The sequence below is a fragment of the Pseudomonas sp. SGAir0191 genome (assembly GCF_002812565.2).
Classification (GTDB): domain Bacteria; phylum Pseudomonadota; class Gammaproteobacteria; order Pseudomonadales; family Pseudomonadaceae; genus Aquipseudomonas; species Aquipseudomonas parafulva_B.
Genome location: NZ_CP025035.2, coordinates 1,025,135 through 1,040,324, shown reverse-complemented (window position 1 = coordinate 1,040,324; position 15,190 = coordinate 1,025,135). Strand labels below are relative to the sequence as shown.

Sequence of the window (15,190 nt, the reverse complement as noted above, 5' to 3'; positions counted from 1 at the left end):
GATTAACCTCGCGTCGCCACGCTGTCGGCCAGGATCGCCAGCACCAGTTGCTGGAAGTCCAAGCCGGCCGCGCGGGCCGCCATGGGCACCAGGCTATGATCAGTCATGCCTGGGGCGGTGTTTACTTCGAGCAGCCAGAACCGGCCCTGCTCGTCCTGCATCACGTCCAGCCGTCCCCAGCCTTCGATGCCAATGGCATCGCAGGCGCGGGCAGTCAGATCGATCAGTTCCTGCTCCTTGGCGCTATCGAGCCCACAGGGAATGCGGTACTGGGTATCGTTGGCGATGTATTTGGCGTCGTAGTCGTAGAACACGTGGGGCGTTCCCAGGGCAATCGGCGGCAGCACCTGCCCGCGCAACACCGCAATGGTGAACTCCGGGCCGTGAATCCACTGTTCCACGAGTACCTGAGAATCGTATTTGGCGGCATCTCGCCAGGCGGCGACCAGTTCCTGCTCGCTGTTCACCTTGGCCATGCCGATGCTAGAGCCTTCATGGGCAGGTTTGACGATAAGCGGGAAGCCCAGTTCCGTACTGGCACGCAAACAATCGCTTTCGCTGGCCAACACGGCATGCCGCGGGGTAGGAATACCCAGGCTCTGCCACACCTGCTTGGTGCGCAGCTTGTCCATCGCCAAGGCAGAAGCCAGGATGCCGCTGCCGGTGTAAGGAATGCCCAGGCACTCGAGCAGCCCTTGCATGCTGCCGTCTTCACCACCGCGGCCGTGCAGGATGATGAAGGCACGGTCGATTTTTTCGCTTTGCAGACGCGCAAGCAGGTCATCGCCCACGTCGATGGCGACGACGTCCACGCCGGCATCGGTGAGCGCGCCAATCACGGCGGCGCCGGACTTGAGCGAGACTTCCCGCTCGGCGCTCTTGCCCCCATAGAGCACGGCCACGCGACCGAACGCCTTGACGTCCAGGGTGCTGGGCAATGTGTCGTAGGCGCTGGTCATTTCGACGTCTCCTGCACGGCGCCGGCAAACAGCGGGCTTTTCATCAATTGCGGAGCCAGGCCGCCGACATCGCCGGCACCTTGGCAGATCAGGATGTCGCCGGCACGCAGCAACGGCTGAACCAGCGGCGCCAGCTCGGCGCCGCGCTCGATGTAGATCGGGTCCAGCTTGCCGCGCTGGCGAATGCTGTGGCACAGCTGGCGGCTATCGGCCCCCGGGATCGGCTCTTCGCCGGCCGGGTAGACTTCCATCAGCAGCAGCACGTTGGCATCACCGAGCACCTGGACGAAGTCGTCGTACAGGTCGCGGGTGCGGCTGTAGCGGTGCGGCTGGTAGACGATCACCAGCCGGCGGCTTGGCCAGCCGCCACGCACGGCCTTGATCACCGCGGCCACTTCAGTGGGGTGATGACCGTAATCGTCCACCAGCATCACGCTGCCGCCCTCCACGGGCAGCTCACCGTACACCTGGAACCGACGGCCCACGCCCTGAAACCCGGAAAGCCCCTGGAGAATGGCTTGGTCGGGAATGCCTTCGTCGGTGGCGATGGCGATGGTCGCCAGTGCGTTGAGCACATTGTGGTTGCCCGGCATGTTCACCGAAACCTCCAGCGGCTCACAGTCGCGGCGCAAGACGGTGAAATGCGTCTGCATGCCTTGCTGACGGACATTGATGGCGCGGATATCGGCTTCTTCGCTGAAGCCGTAGGTGACCGTCGGGCGCTTGACCTGGGGCAGGATCTCGCGCACCACCGGGTCATCCAGGCACATCACGGCCAGGCCATAGAACGGCAGGTTGTGCAGGAACTCGACGAAAGTCTTCTTCAGTTTGTTGAAGTCCCCTTCGTAGGTGGCCATGTGGTCGGCGTCGATGTTGGTGACCACGGCGACCATCGGTTGCAGGTGCAGGAAGCTGGCGTCGCTTTCATCGGCTTCGGCAATCAGGTAACGGCTGGTGCCTAGCTGGGCGTTGGTGCCCGCTGCAGTCAAGCGGCCACCGATAACGAACGTGGGGTCTAGCCCACCGGCGGCGAATACCGAGGCCAGCAGGCTGGTGGTGGTGGTCTTGCCGTGGGTACCGGCCACGGCCACGCCATGGCGGTAGCGCATGAGTTCGGCCAGCATCTCTGCCCGTGGCACCACGGGAATGCGACGTTCCAGGGCAGTGGCCACTTCAGGGTTGGCCGGGTTGATGGCGCTGGACACCACCAGCACGTCAGCGGTCGCAGCGTTCTCTGCACGATGGCCAACGAAGATCTGCGCGCCGAACGACTCCAGGCGCTCGGTCACAGGCGAGGCCTTGAGGTCCGAACCGGATACCTCGTAGCCCAGGTTCAGCAATACCTCGGCGATACCGCACATGCCGACACCGCCGATACCCACGAAATGGATACGACGAATACGGCCCATCTTGGGCTGGGGCATGGCTTTCTGGCTCTCAACCACGGGCCACCTCCAGGCAGATATCGACGACGGTGCTGGTTGCAGCAGGTTTGGCCAGGCGCCTTGCGGTACCGGCCATGACAGTCAGTTTCTCGGGTTGCATCAGCACCTCGTTCAGGCGTTCAGCGAGCTGCGCTGCGCCAGTTGTCGCTTGTGGCATCAGGAAGGCAGCGCCTTCGCGGGCCAGATAATGGGCGTTATGGGTCTGGTGGTCATCGATCGCATGGGGCAAGGGCACCAGCATCGAGGGCAGGCCCGCTGCCGCCAGCTCGCTGACGGTCAGGGCCCCGGCACGGCACACCACCAGGTCGGCCCAGCCATAGGCCTGGGCCATGTCCTTGATGAAGGGCTCGACCTGCGCCTGGACACCGGCTTGGCGGTATCGCTCGGCGGTGATCGACGCATGTTGCTTGCCAGCCTGGTGGAACACCTGGGGCCGCACGGCTTCGGGCACATCGGACAGCGCCTTAGGCAACAATGTGTTCAAGGGTTCCGCGCCCAGGCTGCCGCCGAGCACCAGCAGGTGCGGTTGGCGCTGGCCAAGCCCAGGGCGCTCGGCATCCATGAACAGTTCTGCACGCACTGGATTGCCTGTGGTGCGGCGCTTTTCACTGGCCGGGAAGGTGTCGGGGAAGGCTTCACATACCCGTGCGGCCAGGGGTACCAGCAAGCGGTTGGCGGTGCCGGCGCGGGCATTTTGCTCATGAATGATCAGCGGTACCCCGCAAAGCCGCGCCGCCACGCCGCCCGGGCCTGTGACATACCCGCCGAAGCCCAGCACACAGGCAGGCTTGAGCATGCGGATGATGCGCCGGGCCTGCAGCACGGCCTTGACCAGGGTCAAAGGGGCCTTGAGCAGCGATAGCTTGCCCTTGCCACGCAGGCCGCTGACTTGAATCCGATGCAGGGTAAGGCCGGCCTGGGGCACCAGTTCATTCTCGATCCCTCGCGGGGTGCCCAGCCAGTGCACGGTGTAGCCACGCGCCTGGAACTCGCGCGCGCAAGCCAGCGCTGGGAACACGTGACCGCCGGTTCCGCCGGCCATGATCAATACGTTCTTGTCTTCAGCGGCCATGTGCAGGCTCCTCGGCAAAGTCGCTCTCGCTGAATTCATGTTCTTCGCTGCCCAGATGGGTACGGCTTTCCCATTCGATGCGCAGCAGCAGCCCCACGCACGCGCAGCAGATGACCAGCGAGCTGCCGCCATAGCTGAGGAACGGCAGGGTCAGGCCCTTGGTCGGCAGCAGGCCGACGTTCACGCCAATGTTGATCAGGAACTGACCAATCCACAGGAAGGCCAGGCCAAAGGCCATGTACGCGGCGAAGAACTGTTTGGCTTTCTCAGCCCACAGCCCGATGTAAAGCGCGCGAATGGTGACGAAGACGAATAGCGCGATGGTGACCAGCGAGCCAACCACACCCAGCTCTTCGGCCAGCACCGAGAACACGAAGTCGGTGTGCGCTTCAGGCAGGTAGAACTGCTTTTGCACGCTGTTGCCCAGGCCCACGCCCAGCCACTCGCCCCGCCCGAATGCGATCAGGGCCTGTGTCAGCTGGTAGCCGGAGCCAAACTGATCGGACCAGGGGTCGGTGAAGGTGATCAGTCGCGCCATTCGATAGGGCTGCGCCTGCACCAGCACAAACACCGCCACGACCGCCAGCACCACCATCAGGCTGAAGCGGAACAGCCCCACCCCACCCAGGAACAGCATGGCAGCCGCGGCCCCCATCATCACCACGGTGGCGCCAAAGTCAGGCTCCATCAGCAGCAAACCGGCCATGGGCAGCAACACGATGAACGGCTTGAAAAAGCCCATCCAGCTCTCACGTACCTCGGTCTGCCGGCGTACCAGGTAGCCGGCAAGGTAGATGACCACGAATACCTTGGCGATTTCTGAAGGCTGGACGTTGAAGAAGCTGAAGCCGATCCAGCGCATCGAACCGTTGACCTCGCGCCCGATGCCGGGCACCAGCACCATGACCAGCAGGCCAAAGGCACCGAGCAGCATCATGAAACCCATGCGCTGCCAGGTGGCGATCGGCACCATCATGGTCGCGCCACAGGCAACCAGCCCGAGGAAGACGTAAACCAGGTGCCGGTACATGTGGTAAAGCGGGTTACCGGACTGGACGGCGGCCACTTCCGAGGAGGCGGAGGTGATCATCACCAGGCCCAGGCCCAGCAGCGCCAGGCAACCGGCCAGCAAGGGGAAGTCCAGGTCGATGCCACGGCCGCTGATCAGCGGCGACGGGTAGGGCTTGAGGATGCCGAAGATCATGCCAGTGCTCCCGCTGCCTGGGCAAACAGGCGCCCGCGTTCTTCGAAGTTCTTGAACATGTCGAGGCTGGCGCAGGCTGGCGACAGCAGCACGGCATCACCGGGCTGTGCCAGTTCGGCGCAGCGCTGCACAGCGTCCTCCAGGGAGGCTACCCGCACCAGCGGCGCAGCATCGCCGAGGGCCTGGCCCAGGCGTTCAGCATCACGGCCGAGCAACACCACGGCGCGGCAATAGCGCCGGATCGGTTCGCGCAGCGCCGCAAAATCGGCGCCCTTGCCGTCGCCTCCGGCAATCAGCACCAGCTTGCCTGTTGTATCGGCACCCAGGCCTTCGATGGCTGCCAGTGCGGCGCCCACGTTGGTGGCCTTGGAGTCGTCGTACCAGTTCACCCCGTTGCGCTCACGTACCCACTGGCAACGGTGAGCGAGCCCCGTGAATTCACGCAGCGCCTGCAGCATCGGCTCGAAGGGCAGCCCTGCAGCATGGCCCAGGGCCAGTGCGGCCAGCGCATTGCTTTGGTTATGAGCACCGCGCACCTTGAGTTCGCGCACCGGCATCAGAGCCTGGAACGCGAAGGCAAGGTACTTCTCGCCGTCCACCTCGCGCAGGCCGAAGGCTTTGAAGTCGGGCTCGCCCAGGCCAAAGGTCCAGCAGGGACGGCCTTCGACCGGCAGCGGACGGCTGAGCGCGTCCTGGCGATTGACCACCACCTGCCGGGCACCACGGAAGATGCGGTGCTTGGCCAAGTGGTAGGCCGGCAGGCCACTGTAGCGGTCCATGTGGTCTTCGCTGATATTCAGCACCGTGGCAACTTCGGCATTGAGCTGGTCGGTGGTTTCCAGCTGGAAGCTGGACAGCTCCATCACGTACAGCTCGACGTCATCGGCCAACAGGTCGAGGGCCGGGGTGCCGAGGTTGCCGCCAACCGCTACGCGCTTGCCCGCCCTGGCGGCCATTTCGCCGACCAGGGTGGTGACGGTGCTTTTGGCATTCGATCCACTGATGGCGATGATCGGTGCCTTGGCGTTGCGCGCAAACAGCTCGATGTCGCCGGACAGCTTGACCCCGCGGGCAGCGGCTTGTTGCAGCGCCGGCGTAGCCAAGGCCAGGCCTGGGCTGACGTACAGCTCGCTGGCGCGGCACAGGAAGTCCACGTCAAGCTCGCCACAGCGTACTTCCACCTGCGGGTAATCTCGGCGCAGGGTTTCCAGTTCCGGCGGTTGCTCGCGGGTATCGGCGACCGCAAAGGCAATGCCCCGGCTCGCCAGGAAGCGAACCAGGGACATGCCGCTCTTGCCGAGGCCGACAACGATGCGGAATTGGTCGGAAGCGATCAGTGACACGCGCATCTACCTCAATTTCAGGGTGGCAAGGCCAATCAGCACCAGGATCACGGTGATGATCCAGAAGCGGACGATCACGCGTGGCTCTGGCCAGCCCTTGAGTTCAAAGTGGTGGTGAATCGGCGCCATGCGGAACACGCGCTTGCCGGTCAGCTTGAAGGAAGCGACCTGGATGACCACGGACAGGGTTTCCATCACGAACACACCGCCCATGATGAACAGCACGATCTCCTGGCGCACGATCACGGCGATGGTGCCCAGCGCCGCGCCCAGCGCCAGTGCGCCCACGTCGCCCATGAACACTTGTGCCGGGTAGGTGTTGAACCACAGAAAGCCCAGGCCGGCACCGATCAGTGCGCCGCAGAACACGATCAGCTCACCAGAGCCGGGTACGTACGGGATCAACAGGTACTCGGCGAATTTCACGTTGCCTGACAGGTAGCAGAAGATGCCCAGCGCCCCGCCGACCATCACGGTCGGCATGATGGCAAGGCCATCCAGGCCATCGGTCAGGTTCACGGCGTTGCTGGAGCCGACGATGACGAAATAGGTCAGCACCACGAAACCGATGCCCAGGGGGATGGTAACGTCCTTGATGAACGGCAGTATCAGGGTGGTCTCCACACTGGTCGGGGCCGTCTTGTAGAGGAACACGGCCGCAGCCAGGCCGAACACCGACTGCCAGAAATACTTCCAGCGACTTGGCAGGCCGCGGGAGTTCTTCTCGATGACCTTGCGGTAGTCGTCGACCCAGCCGATGGCACCGAAGGCCAGGGTAACGATCAGCACCACCCAGACATAACGGTTGGTCAGGTCAGCCCACAGCAAGGTACTGACGGCAATGGCAGACAGGATCAATGCCCCGCCCATGGTCGGCGTACCGGACTTGGACAGGTGCGACTGCGGCCCGTCATTGCGAACGGCCTGGCCGATCTGGCGAATTTGCAGGGTACGGATCATCCACGGCCCCAGCCACAGCGCCAGCGACAACGCGGTAAGCACCCCGAGAATCCCGCGCAGGGAGAGGTACTGGAAGACCGCGAAGCCTTTGTGGAACTGTTGCAGATACTCGGCCAACAGCAGCAGCATTAATGTTTCTCCCCGCTGGCACCGCACAGTGCAGCCACGACATTTTCCATCGCAGCGCTGCGCGAGCCCTTGATCAAGATAGTGGTATCGCCGGCATTTTCGGCACTGACTGCTTCGATCAGCGCGGCCTGCGTAGCGTAATGGTGGCCATGGGTACCAAACGCCTCTACGGCGTGCGCCATGTTGGCGCCCACCGCATACAAGGCGTCGACCTTGCCGCGGGCGTAGTCACCCACCTGACGGTGACCTTCCTGCGCCCACTGACCCAGCTCGCCAATTTCTCCAAGCACCAGGACGGTGCGTCCGGAAAAGCCGGCGAGTATATCAATGGCGGCACACATGGAGGTGGGATTTGCGTTGTAACTGTCGTCGATCACGCGAGCGCCGCTCGGGGTGACCTGCGCCACCGTGCGGCCCTTGACCGGCTGGACCGCAGCCAGGCCGGCAGCAATGCCCTGCAGGCTGATGCCCACGGCATGGGCGGCGGCGGCGGCGGCCAAGGCGTTGCTGACGTTGTGCACGCCCAGGACGTTGAGTTGCACCTGCGCCTGCTCGCCTGCCCCGTGCAGGGTGAAAGACGGGCAGCCGCGGGGGTCACGGCCAATGTCACTGGCATGGAAATCGGCACGGGTATCGTCGAGCGCAAAGCTCACGATCCGGTGATCGCCGGCACGCGTTCGCCAAGTGTCGAAGGCCTTGTCGGCCAGGTTGAGAATGGCGGTACCGCCCTCACCCAGTCCTTCGAGGATTTCGCCCTTGGCCTCGACGATCTTCTCCGGGCCGCCGAATTCACCCACGTGCGCGGTGCCGGCATTGTTGATGATGACCACTTGGGGCTTAGTCAAACCCACGGTGTAGCGAATTTCGCCGATGCGCGAGGCGCCCAGCTCGATGACGGCGGCGCTGTGCTCGGGGGCGATTTCCAACAAGGTCAGCGGCGCGCCCAGGTCATTGTTCAGGTTGCCGCGTGTGGCATGCACCAGGCCGCGCGTGCGCAGGACACTGGCGAGCATTTCCTTGACCGTGGTCTTGCCGCTGGACCCGGTAATGGCCACCACGGGCTTGTCGAAGGCCGCCCGGTTGAGTGCACCGAGCTGGCCAAGGGCCAGGCGGCAATCGGCGACCACCAATTGCGGCAGGTCGACGCCCTGCACTTCGCGTTCGACCAGCGCCGCCACGGCGCCCTTGGCCTTGACGTCTGTCAGGTAGTCATGACCGTCAAAGCGCGGGCCGGCCAGGGCAACGAAGAGTTGCCCCGGCGCGACGCTGCGGCTGTCGATGCTGACGCCATCGAAGCGGGCATCGGCGCCGGTCAGGCGACCCTTCAAGGTGGCGCTCACCTGGCTAAGCGTCATCGCCTCAAGCATTGGGGGCCTCCCAGGCTGCGAGTGCCTTTTCGGCCTCGGTCAAATCGGAAAACGCATGGCGCTGCGCGTTGATCTCCTGATAGTCCTCGTGTCCCTTGCCGGCCAGCACGATGACGTCGTCGGCAGCGGCACCGGCGATCAGCTGAGCGATGGCATCACCGCGACCGGCCACGAACGCCACCTCGACCGGCGCCTGAAAGCCGGGCCGAATATCGTCGAAGATGCGCATTGGGTCTTCGGTCCGCGGGTTGTCGTCGGTCACCAGCACCCGGTCGGCCAGACGTTCGGCCACTTCTGCCATCAGCGGGCGCTTGCCCCGGTCACGGTCGCCGCCACAGCCGAACAGGCACAGCAGTTGGCCGTGGGCATGGGGGCGTAGGGCCTGGAGCACTTTTTCCAGGGCATCGGGCGTGTGCGCGTAGTCGACCACCACAAGGGGCTTGTCGCCGCCGCCCAGGCGTTGCATGCGGCCAACAGGGCCATGTAACTGCGGCATGACCTTGAGGATCTCGTCCAGGGCGTAGTCCAACGCCAGCAGGGTTGCCACGGCCGCCAATACGTTGCTCAGGTTGAAGCGACCCAGCAGCTGCGTGCGCAACGTGCGCTCGCCCTGGGCGGTGACGAGGGTGGCGCAGACGCCATCGTCGTCGAACTTGGCCTTGGGGCAGTACAGCGAGGCGTCCGAGTGCTCCAGGCTGTAGGTGATCAACCGGGTATCGATGCGCTCGGCCATCGGCTTGTGAGCGTAGGCGTCAGCCAGGCGACGACCGAAGTCGTCGTCCAGATTGACCACTTGGCAACGCAGGCTTGGCCAGGCAAACAGCTTGGCCTTGGCCGCTTCGTAGGCCTGCATGCTGCCGTGGTAGTCGAGGTGGTCACGGGACAGGTTGGTCATCACCGCGATGTCGAACGCCAAGGCCGCTACACGCCCCTGTTCCAGGGCATGGGAGGACACTTCCATGGCCACGGCCTTGGCGCCTTGTTTTTTCAAGTCGTACAGGGTCGACTGCACGGCGATCGGGTCAGGCGTGGTCAGTCGACCGCTTTTCAGCTCGCCGTAGAAACCCGTCCCCAGGGTACCCACCAGGCCGCAACGCTGGCCCAACAGGTCGAGCGCCTGTGCCACCAGTTGGGTGACGCTGGTCTTGCCGTTGGTGCCGGTCACGCCTACCAGGTTCAACTGGCGGCTGGGCTCGCCATAGAAACGCCCGGCGATGTCCGACAGCTGGGCGATCAGGCCCTTGACTGGAATCAGCGGTACATCGGTCAGCGGCAGCACCGTGGCGCCCTGTTCCTCGTAAGCCACGGCGGCAGCGCCACGGGCCAGCGCGTCGGCGATATGCTCGCGGCCATCGACCTTGGCCCCAGGCACTGCCAGGAACAGGTCGCCTGGGCGCACGTTGCGGCTATCGAGGGTCAGTTCACGAATCAGCGGGTCGCGACTGGCATGGGCGAAGAGCTTGCTCAATGGCATTGTCATTATCCTCGCCCTCCGTTGGCGGCTGCTGCATTGACTTGCGATTGGCTTGCCGGCGCTGCCGGCGCAGGTGGCGGCAGGTTGTCTGGCGGCACGTTCATCAACCGAAGGGTGCCGGACATGACCTTGCTGAACACAGGTGCCGATACCAGACCGCCGAAGTAGCCGCCTTTGCCGGGTTCGTCGATTACCACGACGATCGCATAGCGCGGGTCGCTCATCGGGCCGAAGCCTGCGAACAGCGAGCGATAGGCATTTTCGGTGTAGCCCTTGGAACCCACCGTGGCTTTACGCGCGGTACCGGACTTGCCGGCCACGTGGTAGAACGGCACCTGGGCACGGAACACGCCGCGCGGCGCCTCGATCACTTGCTGGAGCATGCCCTGCACGGTTTCTGCGGTTTCCTTGGGAATCGCCTGGACGGCTTCGGGCGCCTTGTCCACCTTGAGGATCGACAGCGGCACCATCTTGCCGTCGTTGGCCAAGGCTGCATAAGCGTGCACCAGCTGCAGGGCGGTGACCGAAACGCCGTAGCCGTACGACAGCGTGGCTGTTTCGGCCTTGCGCCACTCCCGGTGGTTGGGCAGGTTGCCGACGCGCTCACCCGGGAAACCCAGGCCGGTGTACTGGCCCAGCCCGACCTGGGACATGACACGGTAGATGGCTTCGCCGCCGATATCGAAGGCGATCTTGCTCATGCCCACGTTACTGGAGTTGATCAGAATGCCGGTCAGGTCGAGGATCGGACCCTCGCTTCGGGACACGTCCTTGATGGTATAGCGACCGATCTGCAGGCTGCCCGGGTAAACCTCGACCTTGTCGGTAGGCTTCCAGCGGCCGCTTTCCAGTGCGGCACTCATCGAGATCGGCTTGACCGTGGAGCCAGGCTCGAACACGTCGATGATGGCCCGGTTGCGCATGGCCGCCGGGAACATGCTGCGGCGGTTGTTGGGGTTGTAGGTAGGCTGGTTGACCATCGCCAAAACCTCACCGGTCTTGACGTCCATGATCACCAGGCTGCCGGCCTTGGCGTCCTGCTCGGCGATGGCGTTGCGCAGTTCGCGGGTGGCCAGGTATTGAAGGCGCAGGTCAATCGACAACGCCAAGGTCTTCCCTGCCTTGGCGTTCTTGGTGACCTGGATGTCCTTGATCAGGCGGCCGCGCCGATCCTTGATCACCTGCCGCTTGCCCGGTACACCGGCCAGCCACTCGTCATAGGCCAGCTCGACGCCTTCGCGACCGTGATCGTCCAGGTCGGTAAAGCCGACCATGTGGGCGGTCACGTCTCCGGCAGGGTAGAAGCGGCGGAACTCTTCCAGCCCATAGACGCCTGGTACCTTCAGGTCCAGCACATGCTGCCCCTGCTCCGGGGTCAGGCCGCGGACCAGGTAGATGAATTCCTTGTTGGCTTGCTGGGTCAGGCGCTCGGTGAGCTGCTGGGGGTTTTGCCCCAGAGCGGTTGCCAACTGCGGCCAGCGGTCGCGCGAAGCCTGCATTTCCTTGGGGTTGGCCCACAGCGTGGTGACCGGCGTGCTGACCGCCAGCGGCTCACCGTTGCGGTCAGTGATCAAGCCACGGTGCGCAGGGATGGGAATGTGGCGCAGGCTGCGTGCATCGCCCTGCCCCTTGAGGAAATCGCGGTCGACGACCTGCAGGTCGATGATGCGCCAGCAAATGGCACCAACCATCAGCGCCAGCAGGCCGACGACTACACGGAACCGCCAGGGGTAGAGTGCGCCTTCGAGCTTCATCATGGCGCCACCATCCGCACTTCGTCAGCGGCTGGCACGCGCATCTTGAGCTGCTCGGTAGCCAGGTTTTCGATGCGACTGGCCGCTGTCCAAGTGCTTTGCTCCAGGATCAACCGGCCCCATTCGGCCTGGGCCTTGTCCCGCTCGTTGAGCTCCCCGTAGAGGGTATTGAGCAATTGCCGGTTCCAGTGCGCGCTGTACGACACGGCAATGGCCGAGCCCAACACGCCGACGAACAGCATGAGCATGAGGAAGCTGCCGCCAGGCAGAGGTTTGGCGAACAACTTGCTCACCGCAATTTCTCCGCAACACGCATCACTGCACTGCGTGAGCGGGGGTTGGCCTTGAGCTCTGCATCGGAGGCGAACTGGGCTTTACCGATCAGCTTGATCGTGGGTTCGAACACCTTGTGTTGCACGGGCAGGTTGCGCGGCAGGTTGTCAGCTTCGCCCTTGGCCAGTTTGCGCATGAACAGCTTGACGATGCGGTCTTCGAGCGAGTGGAAGCTGATCACGGCCAGGCGACCGCCAACCTCCAGTGCGTCGATGGCCGCTTGCAGGCCGGTTTCCAGGTCGCCGAGTTCGTTGTTGACGTGGATACGCAGGCCCTGGAACGCGCGGGTGGCAGGGTTCTTGCCCTTTTCCCATGCAGGGTTGGCCACCTTGAGAACCTCGGCAAGGTCGCCTGTGCGGGTGAACGGCTGCTTTTCACGGCGCTCGACGACTGCACGGGCCATACGGCCGGCAAAGCGCTCCTCGCCATACTCCTTGAATACGCGGGCGATTTCCTCGACCGGCGCGGTGGCAATGAATTCGGCGGCGCTGATGCCCTGGTCGGGGTTCATGCGCATGTCCAGCGGCCCGTCATTGAGGAAGCTGAAGCCACGCTCCGGGTCGTCAAGCTGTGGTGAAGACACGCCTAGGTCCATCAGTATCCCGCTCACCTTACCGTGCAGGCCGCGCTCGGCCACCTCTGCACCTAGCTCGGCAAAGCTGCGCTGCACAATGACAAAGCGGCCGTCTTCGGCCGCCAGCGCTTGCCCTGTGGCAATCGCTTGTGGGTCTTTGTCAAATCCCAACAGCCGCCCTTCTGGGCCGAGCTTGCTGAGGATCAGCCGACTGTGTCCGCCACGGCCAAAGGTGCCGTCCAGATAGCAACCGTCGGCGCGCAAGGCCAGTGCCTCGACAGCTTCGTCGAGCAGGACGGTAATGTGGTTGAAGCCGCTATCTATGGTCACAGGATCAGGTCACGCAATTCGTCGGGCATGGCGCCCGGTTGTTGGATAGCTGCGAGGTCGGCTGCCGAAACCGTGTTCCAGGCTTCCTCATCCCACAGCTGGAATTTGTTCAGTTGCCCCACCAGCATCGCCTTCTTGTCCAGCCGGGCGTACTCACGCAAGCGGGGCGGCACCAGGAAGCGACCACTGCCATCAAGCTCAAGGTCGACCGCGTTACCAATCAGCAAGCGCTGCAGGCGGCGGTTTTCCTCACGAAGCGATGGCAAGGCTCGCAACTTGGCTTCAATTTGCTCCCACTCATCGAGCGGGTAGACGCACAAACAGGGATCGACAGCGTCAATGGTCACGATCAGCTGCCCGTTGCAACGCGAATCGAGCTCGTCACGGTACCGGCTCGGCATGGCGAGACGGCCCTTGGCATCGAGACTGACGGCATTGGCTCCGCGAAACACGGCTGCGATTCCCCACAATATTAGCTTTTTTGTGTCAGAAAACCCACTTCATCCCACTTTCTGCCACTTGCGCACACTATAGGAATCCGCCCGCAGCACCGTCAAGGCACGTTCGGAAGGAAAAGCCTTACATGACCGAGATTTAGCGCGTTAAAGGAATGTGGAAAGACTATCTGGGGAATAAAAAGACTTGAGAAATCAAATGCGCACAACCCGATGCGGGCCGAACTTAAAGTGATTTATCAAGAGTAAGATTTTTTCGGCATTACCAGATGAGATCTGCTATCGATTCAAGCAGGAGGGAAAAGGTGAAGAGTCGATCTGTAAGCCGGGTTTTGTCGAGGACAGTCATTCCTCTACGACGGCCATCACTGGACGCCTCTAGCAACCTACCCGGTTCCGACGCGGGCCACGCCTGATGGAACCCTATTTGGTCTTGCTCCGAGTGGGGTTTACCTAGCCACGGACTGTTGCCAGCCGTGCGGTGCGCTCTTACCGCACCTTTTCACCCTTACCGGCACCGAAGTGCTTAGGCGGTTGTTTTCTGTGGCACTTTCCGTAGGCTCGCGCCTCCCAGGCGTTACCTGGCACTCTGCCCTGCGGAGCCCGGACTTTCCTCCCCCCGCCAGCGACACCGCAATGCGGTGGAACTTAAACGGGCAGCGACTGTCCGATCGACTCTCCGGCGCAAAGAGTACCGGCAGATGCTGCCAAGAACAAGCGTTACCGCCTTTTATATCAATTAGCCACTACTACGCTTTCTGTTTTTCCAGTGCAACTTGATACAGCAGGTTCTTGCGGACGCCCGTTATTTCCGACGCCAGCGCCGCTGCCCGCTTGAGCGGAAGCTCGGCCAGCAGAAGGTCAAGTACGCGCTGCGCTTCGGTGCCGATACCCTGTTCGCCTTCCGGGGCGCTCCAGCCGCCTACCAGTACTACGCACTCGCCCCGTTGCTGATTGCTGTCGCCGGCAACGAACGCATGGAGCTCGGACAAAGGCAGGCCCTTGAGGGTTTCAAACGTTTTGGTGATTTCGCGCGCCAGCACTGCTGGACGGTCTGCGCCAAACACCGCCTGCATGTCGTCCAGGCACTCCAGGATGCGATGCGGCGCCTCATAGAAGATCAAGGTACGCGGCTCCTCCTTGACCTGCTCCAGACGGGCGCGGCGCCCCGCTGTCTTGGCCGGCAGGAAACCTTCGAAGATGAAGCGATCCGAAGGCAAGCCTGCCGCTGACAGTGCGGCGATCAAGGCACAGGCGCCAGGCACCGGCACCACGGGCACACCTGCAGCGCGAGCCTGTCGGACCAGGTGATAACCGGGGTCTGAAATCAGCGGTGTGCCTGCGTCAGACACCAGCGCCACATCGTCGCCGGCCAATAGCCGGGTCAGAAAGCGACCACCCTCATCCCGCTCGTTATGCTCATGGCAGGCGGCCAGTGGTGTGTCGATGCCGAAGTGTTGCAGCAGGCGGATCGAATGGCGCGTGTCCTCGGCAGCGATCAGTGACACGCTTGCCAGCACCTTCAGCGCCCTGGCACTCATGTCATCAAGATTGCCGATAGGCGTTGCCACCACATAAAGCGTTCCCACTGGGGCGGTCGAAGCCCCGGCCACATCAGTCACTGCACGCACCTGCCATTGAAATCAAAGCAGGCATTGTAGCCCGAGCACCCGCAACAGCGCGCAAAGAAGTTGAACGCCGCTGCGCCACAGCGGGCCTATAGTGAAGCTTCCACACGGCGACATCGCGCCCCGGCCAGCGCTTGGGTACAATCGCCAGCCAACTTGATCG

13 protein-coding genes and 1 other RNA gene are annotated in these 15,190 nt (G+C 63.3%); all 14 read right to left on the bottom strand.

All coding sequences use genetic code 11. The annotated features are described in order from the left end of the window. Positions 1-2 precede the first annotated feature (2 nt). A complete protein-coding gene (locus tag CWR53_RS04685; RefSeq protein WP_100850932.1) occupies positions 3-959 on the bottom strand; it encodes a D-alanine--D-alanine ligase in 957 nt (318 codons plus the stop codon). Further along, positions 956-2,383, bottom strand: coding sequence for a UDP-N-acetylmuramate--L-alanine ligase (gene murC / locus CWR53_RS04680; protein WP_181405482.1), 1,428 nt, complete (start codon positions 2,381-2,383; stop codon positions 956-958). The genes CWR53_RS04685 and murC overlap by 4 nt, the downstream gene beginning before the upstream one ends. A gap of 13 nt (positions 2,384-2,396) precedes the next feature. Further along, positions 2,397-3,476 carry an undecaprenyldiphospho-muramoylpentapeptide beta-N-acetylglucosaminyltransferase gene (murG, locus tag CWR53_RS04675; protein WP_100850931.1) on the bottom strand — a complete coding sequence of 360 codons (1,080 nt, stop codon included), beginning with the start codon at positions 3,474-3,476 and terminating at the stop codon, positions 2,397-2,399. Next, entirely contained in the window at positions 3,466-4,680 is a 1,215-nt protein-coding gene (gene ftsW, locus CWR53_RS04670) for a putative lipid II flippase FtsW (protein ID WP_058637160.1), read from the bottom strand. The genes murG and ftsW overlap by 11 nt, the downstream gene beginning before the upstream one ends. Beyond that, a complete protein-coding gene (gene murD / locus CWR53_RS04665; protein WP_100852587.1) occupies positions 4,677-6,023 on the bottom strand; it encodes a UDP-N-acetylmuramoyl-L-alanine--D-glutamate ligase in 1,347 nt (448 codons plus the stop codon). Before murD ends, ftsW begins: the two co-directional genes overlap by 4 nt. A 6-nt stretch (positions 6,024-6,029) precedes the next feature. Further along, positions 6,030-7,112 (bottom strand): phospho-N-acetylmuramoyl-pentapeptide-transferase, encoded by a 1,083-nt coding sequence (gene mraY, locus CWR53_RS04660; protein WP_015271711.1) that lies wholly within the window; start codon positions 7,110-7,112, stop codon positions 6,030-6,032. Beyond that, complete coding sequence (gene murF / locus CWR53_RS04655; RefSeq protein ID WP_100850930.1) at positions 7,112-8,479, bottom strand: UDP-N-acetylmuramoyl-tripeptide--D-alanyl-D-alanine ligase; 1,368 nt, start codon at positions 8,477-8,479, stop codon at positions 7,112-7,114. Before murF ends, mraY begins: the two co-directional genes overlap by 1 nt. Beyond that, complete coding sequence (locus tag CWR53_RS04650) at positions 8,472-9,959, bottom strand: UDP-N-acetylmuramoyl-L-alanyl-D-glutamate--2,6-diaminopimelate ligase (protein ID WP_100850929.1); 1,488 nt, start codon at positions 9,957-9,959, stop codon at positions 8,472-8,474. Before CWR53_RS04650 ends, murF begins: the two co-directional genes overlap by 8 nt. Next, positions 9,959-11,707 carry a penicillin-binding protein 2 gene (locus CWR53_RS04645; RefSeq protein ID WP_167338592.1) on the bottom strand — a complete coding sequence of 583 codons (1,749 nt, stop codon included), beginning with the start codon at positions 11,705-11,707 and terminating at the stop codon, positions 9,959-9,961. The genes CWR53_RS04650 and CWR53_RS04645 overlap by 1 nt, the downstream gene beginning before the upstream one ends. Further along, a complete protein-coding gene (gene ftsL, locus CWR53_RS04640) occupies positions 11,707-12,000 on the bottom strand; it encodes a cell division protein FtsL (RefSeq protein WP_023534348.1) in 294 nt (97 codons plus the stop codon). Before ftsL ends, CWR53_RS04645 begins: the two co-directional genes overlap by 1 nt. Then, positions 11,997-12,944: a 16S rRNA (cytosine(1402)-N(4))-methyltransferase RsmH gene (gene rsmH / locus CWR53_RS04635; RefSeq protein WP_058604950.1), complete on the bottom strand. Its 948-nt coding sequence runs from the start codon at positions 12,942-12,944 to the stop codon at positions 11,997-11,999. Before rsmH ends, ftsL begins: the two co-directional genes overlap by 4 nt. Continuing rightward, on the bottom strand, positions 12,941-13,396 hold the full coding sequence (gene mraZ / locus CWR53_RS04630) for a division/cell wall cluster transcriptional repressor MraZ (protein ID WP_023534344.1): 456 nt from the start codon (positions 13,394-13,396) through the stop codon (positions 12,941-12,943). The genes rsmH and mraZ overlap by 4 nt, the downstream gene beginning before the upstream one ends. A gap of 308 nt (positions 13,397-13,704) precedes the next feature. Then, positions 13,705-14,078, bottom strand: an RNA gene (gene rnpB / locus CWR53_RS04625) — RNase P RNA component class A. 70 nt (positions 14,079-14,148) lie between these two features. Next, positions 14,149-14,940 (bottom strand): 16S rRNA (cytidine(1402)-2'-O)-methyltransferase, encoded by a 792-nt coding sequence (rsmI, locus tag CWR53_RS04620; protein ID WP_230379337.1) that lies wholly within the window; start codon positions 14,938-14,940, stop codon positions 14,149-14,151. Between the last annotated feature and the right edge of the window lie 250 nt (positions 14,941-15,190).

Coding starts and splice junctions, on each gene's coding strand:
- CWR53_RS04685 (WP_100850932.1), bottom strand. CDS start 959: ATGACCAGCGCCTACGACACATTGCCCAGCACCCTGGACGTCAAGGCG.
- murC (WP_181405482.1), bottom strand. CDS start 2,383: ATGCCCCAGCCCAAGATGGGCCGTATTCGTCGTATCCATTTCGTGGGT.
- murG (WP_100850931.1), bottom strand. CDS start 3,476: ATGGCCGCTGAAGACAAGAACGTATTGATCATGGCCGGCGGAACCGGC.
- ftsW (WP_058637160.1), bottom strand. CDS start 4,680: ATGATCTTCGGCATCCTCAAGCCCTACCCGTCGCCGCTGATCAGCGGC.
- mraY (WP_015271711.1), bottom strand. CDS start 7,112: ATGCTGCTGCTGTTGGCCGAGTATCTGCAACAGTTCCACAAAGGCTTC.
- murF (WP_100850930.1), bottom strand. CDS start 8,479: ATGCTTGAGGCGATGACGCTTAGCCAGGTGAGCGCCACCTTGAAGGGT.
- CWR53_RS04650 (WP_100850929.1), bottom strand. CDS start 9,959: ATGACAATGCCATTGAGCAAGCTCTTCGCCCATGCCAGTCGCGACCCG.
- CWR53_RS04645 (WP_167338592.1), bottom strand. CDS start 11,707: ATGAAGCTCGAAGGCGCACTCTACCCCTGGCGGTTCCGTGTAGTCGTC.
- rsmI (WP_230379337.1), bottom strand. CDS start 14,940: ATGAGTGCCAGGGCGCTGAAGGTGCTGGCAAGCGTGTCACTGATCGCT.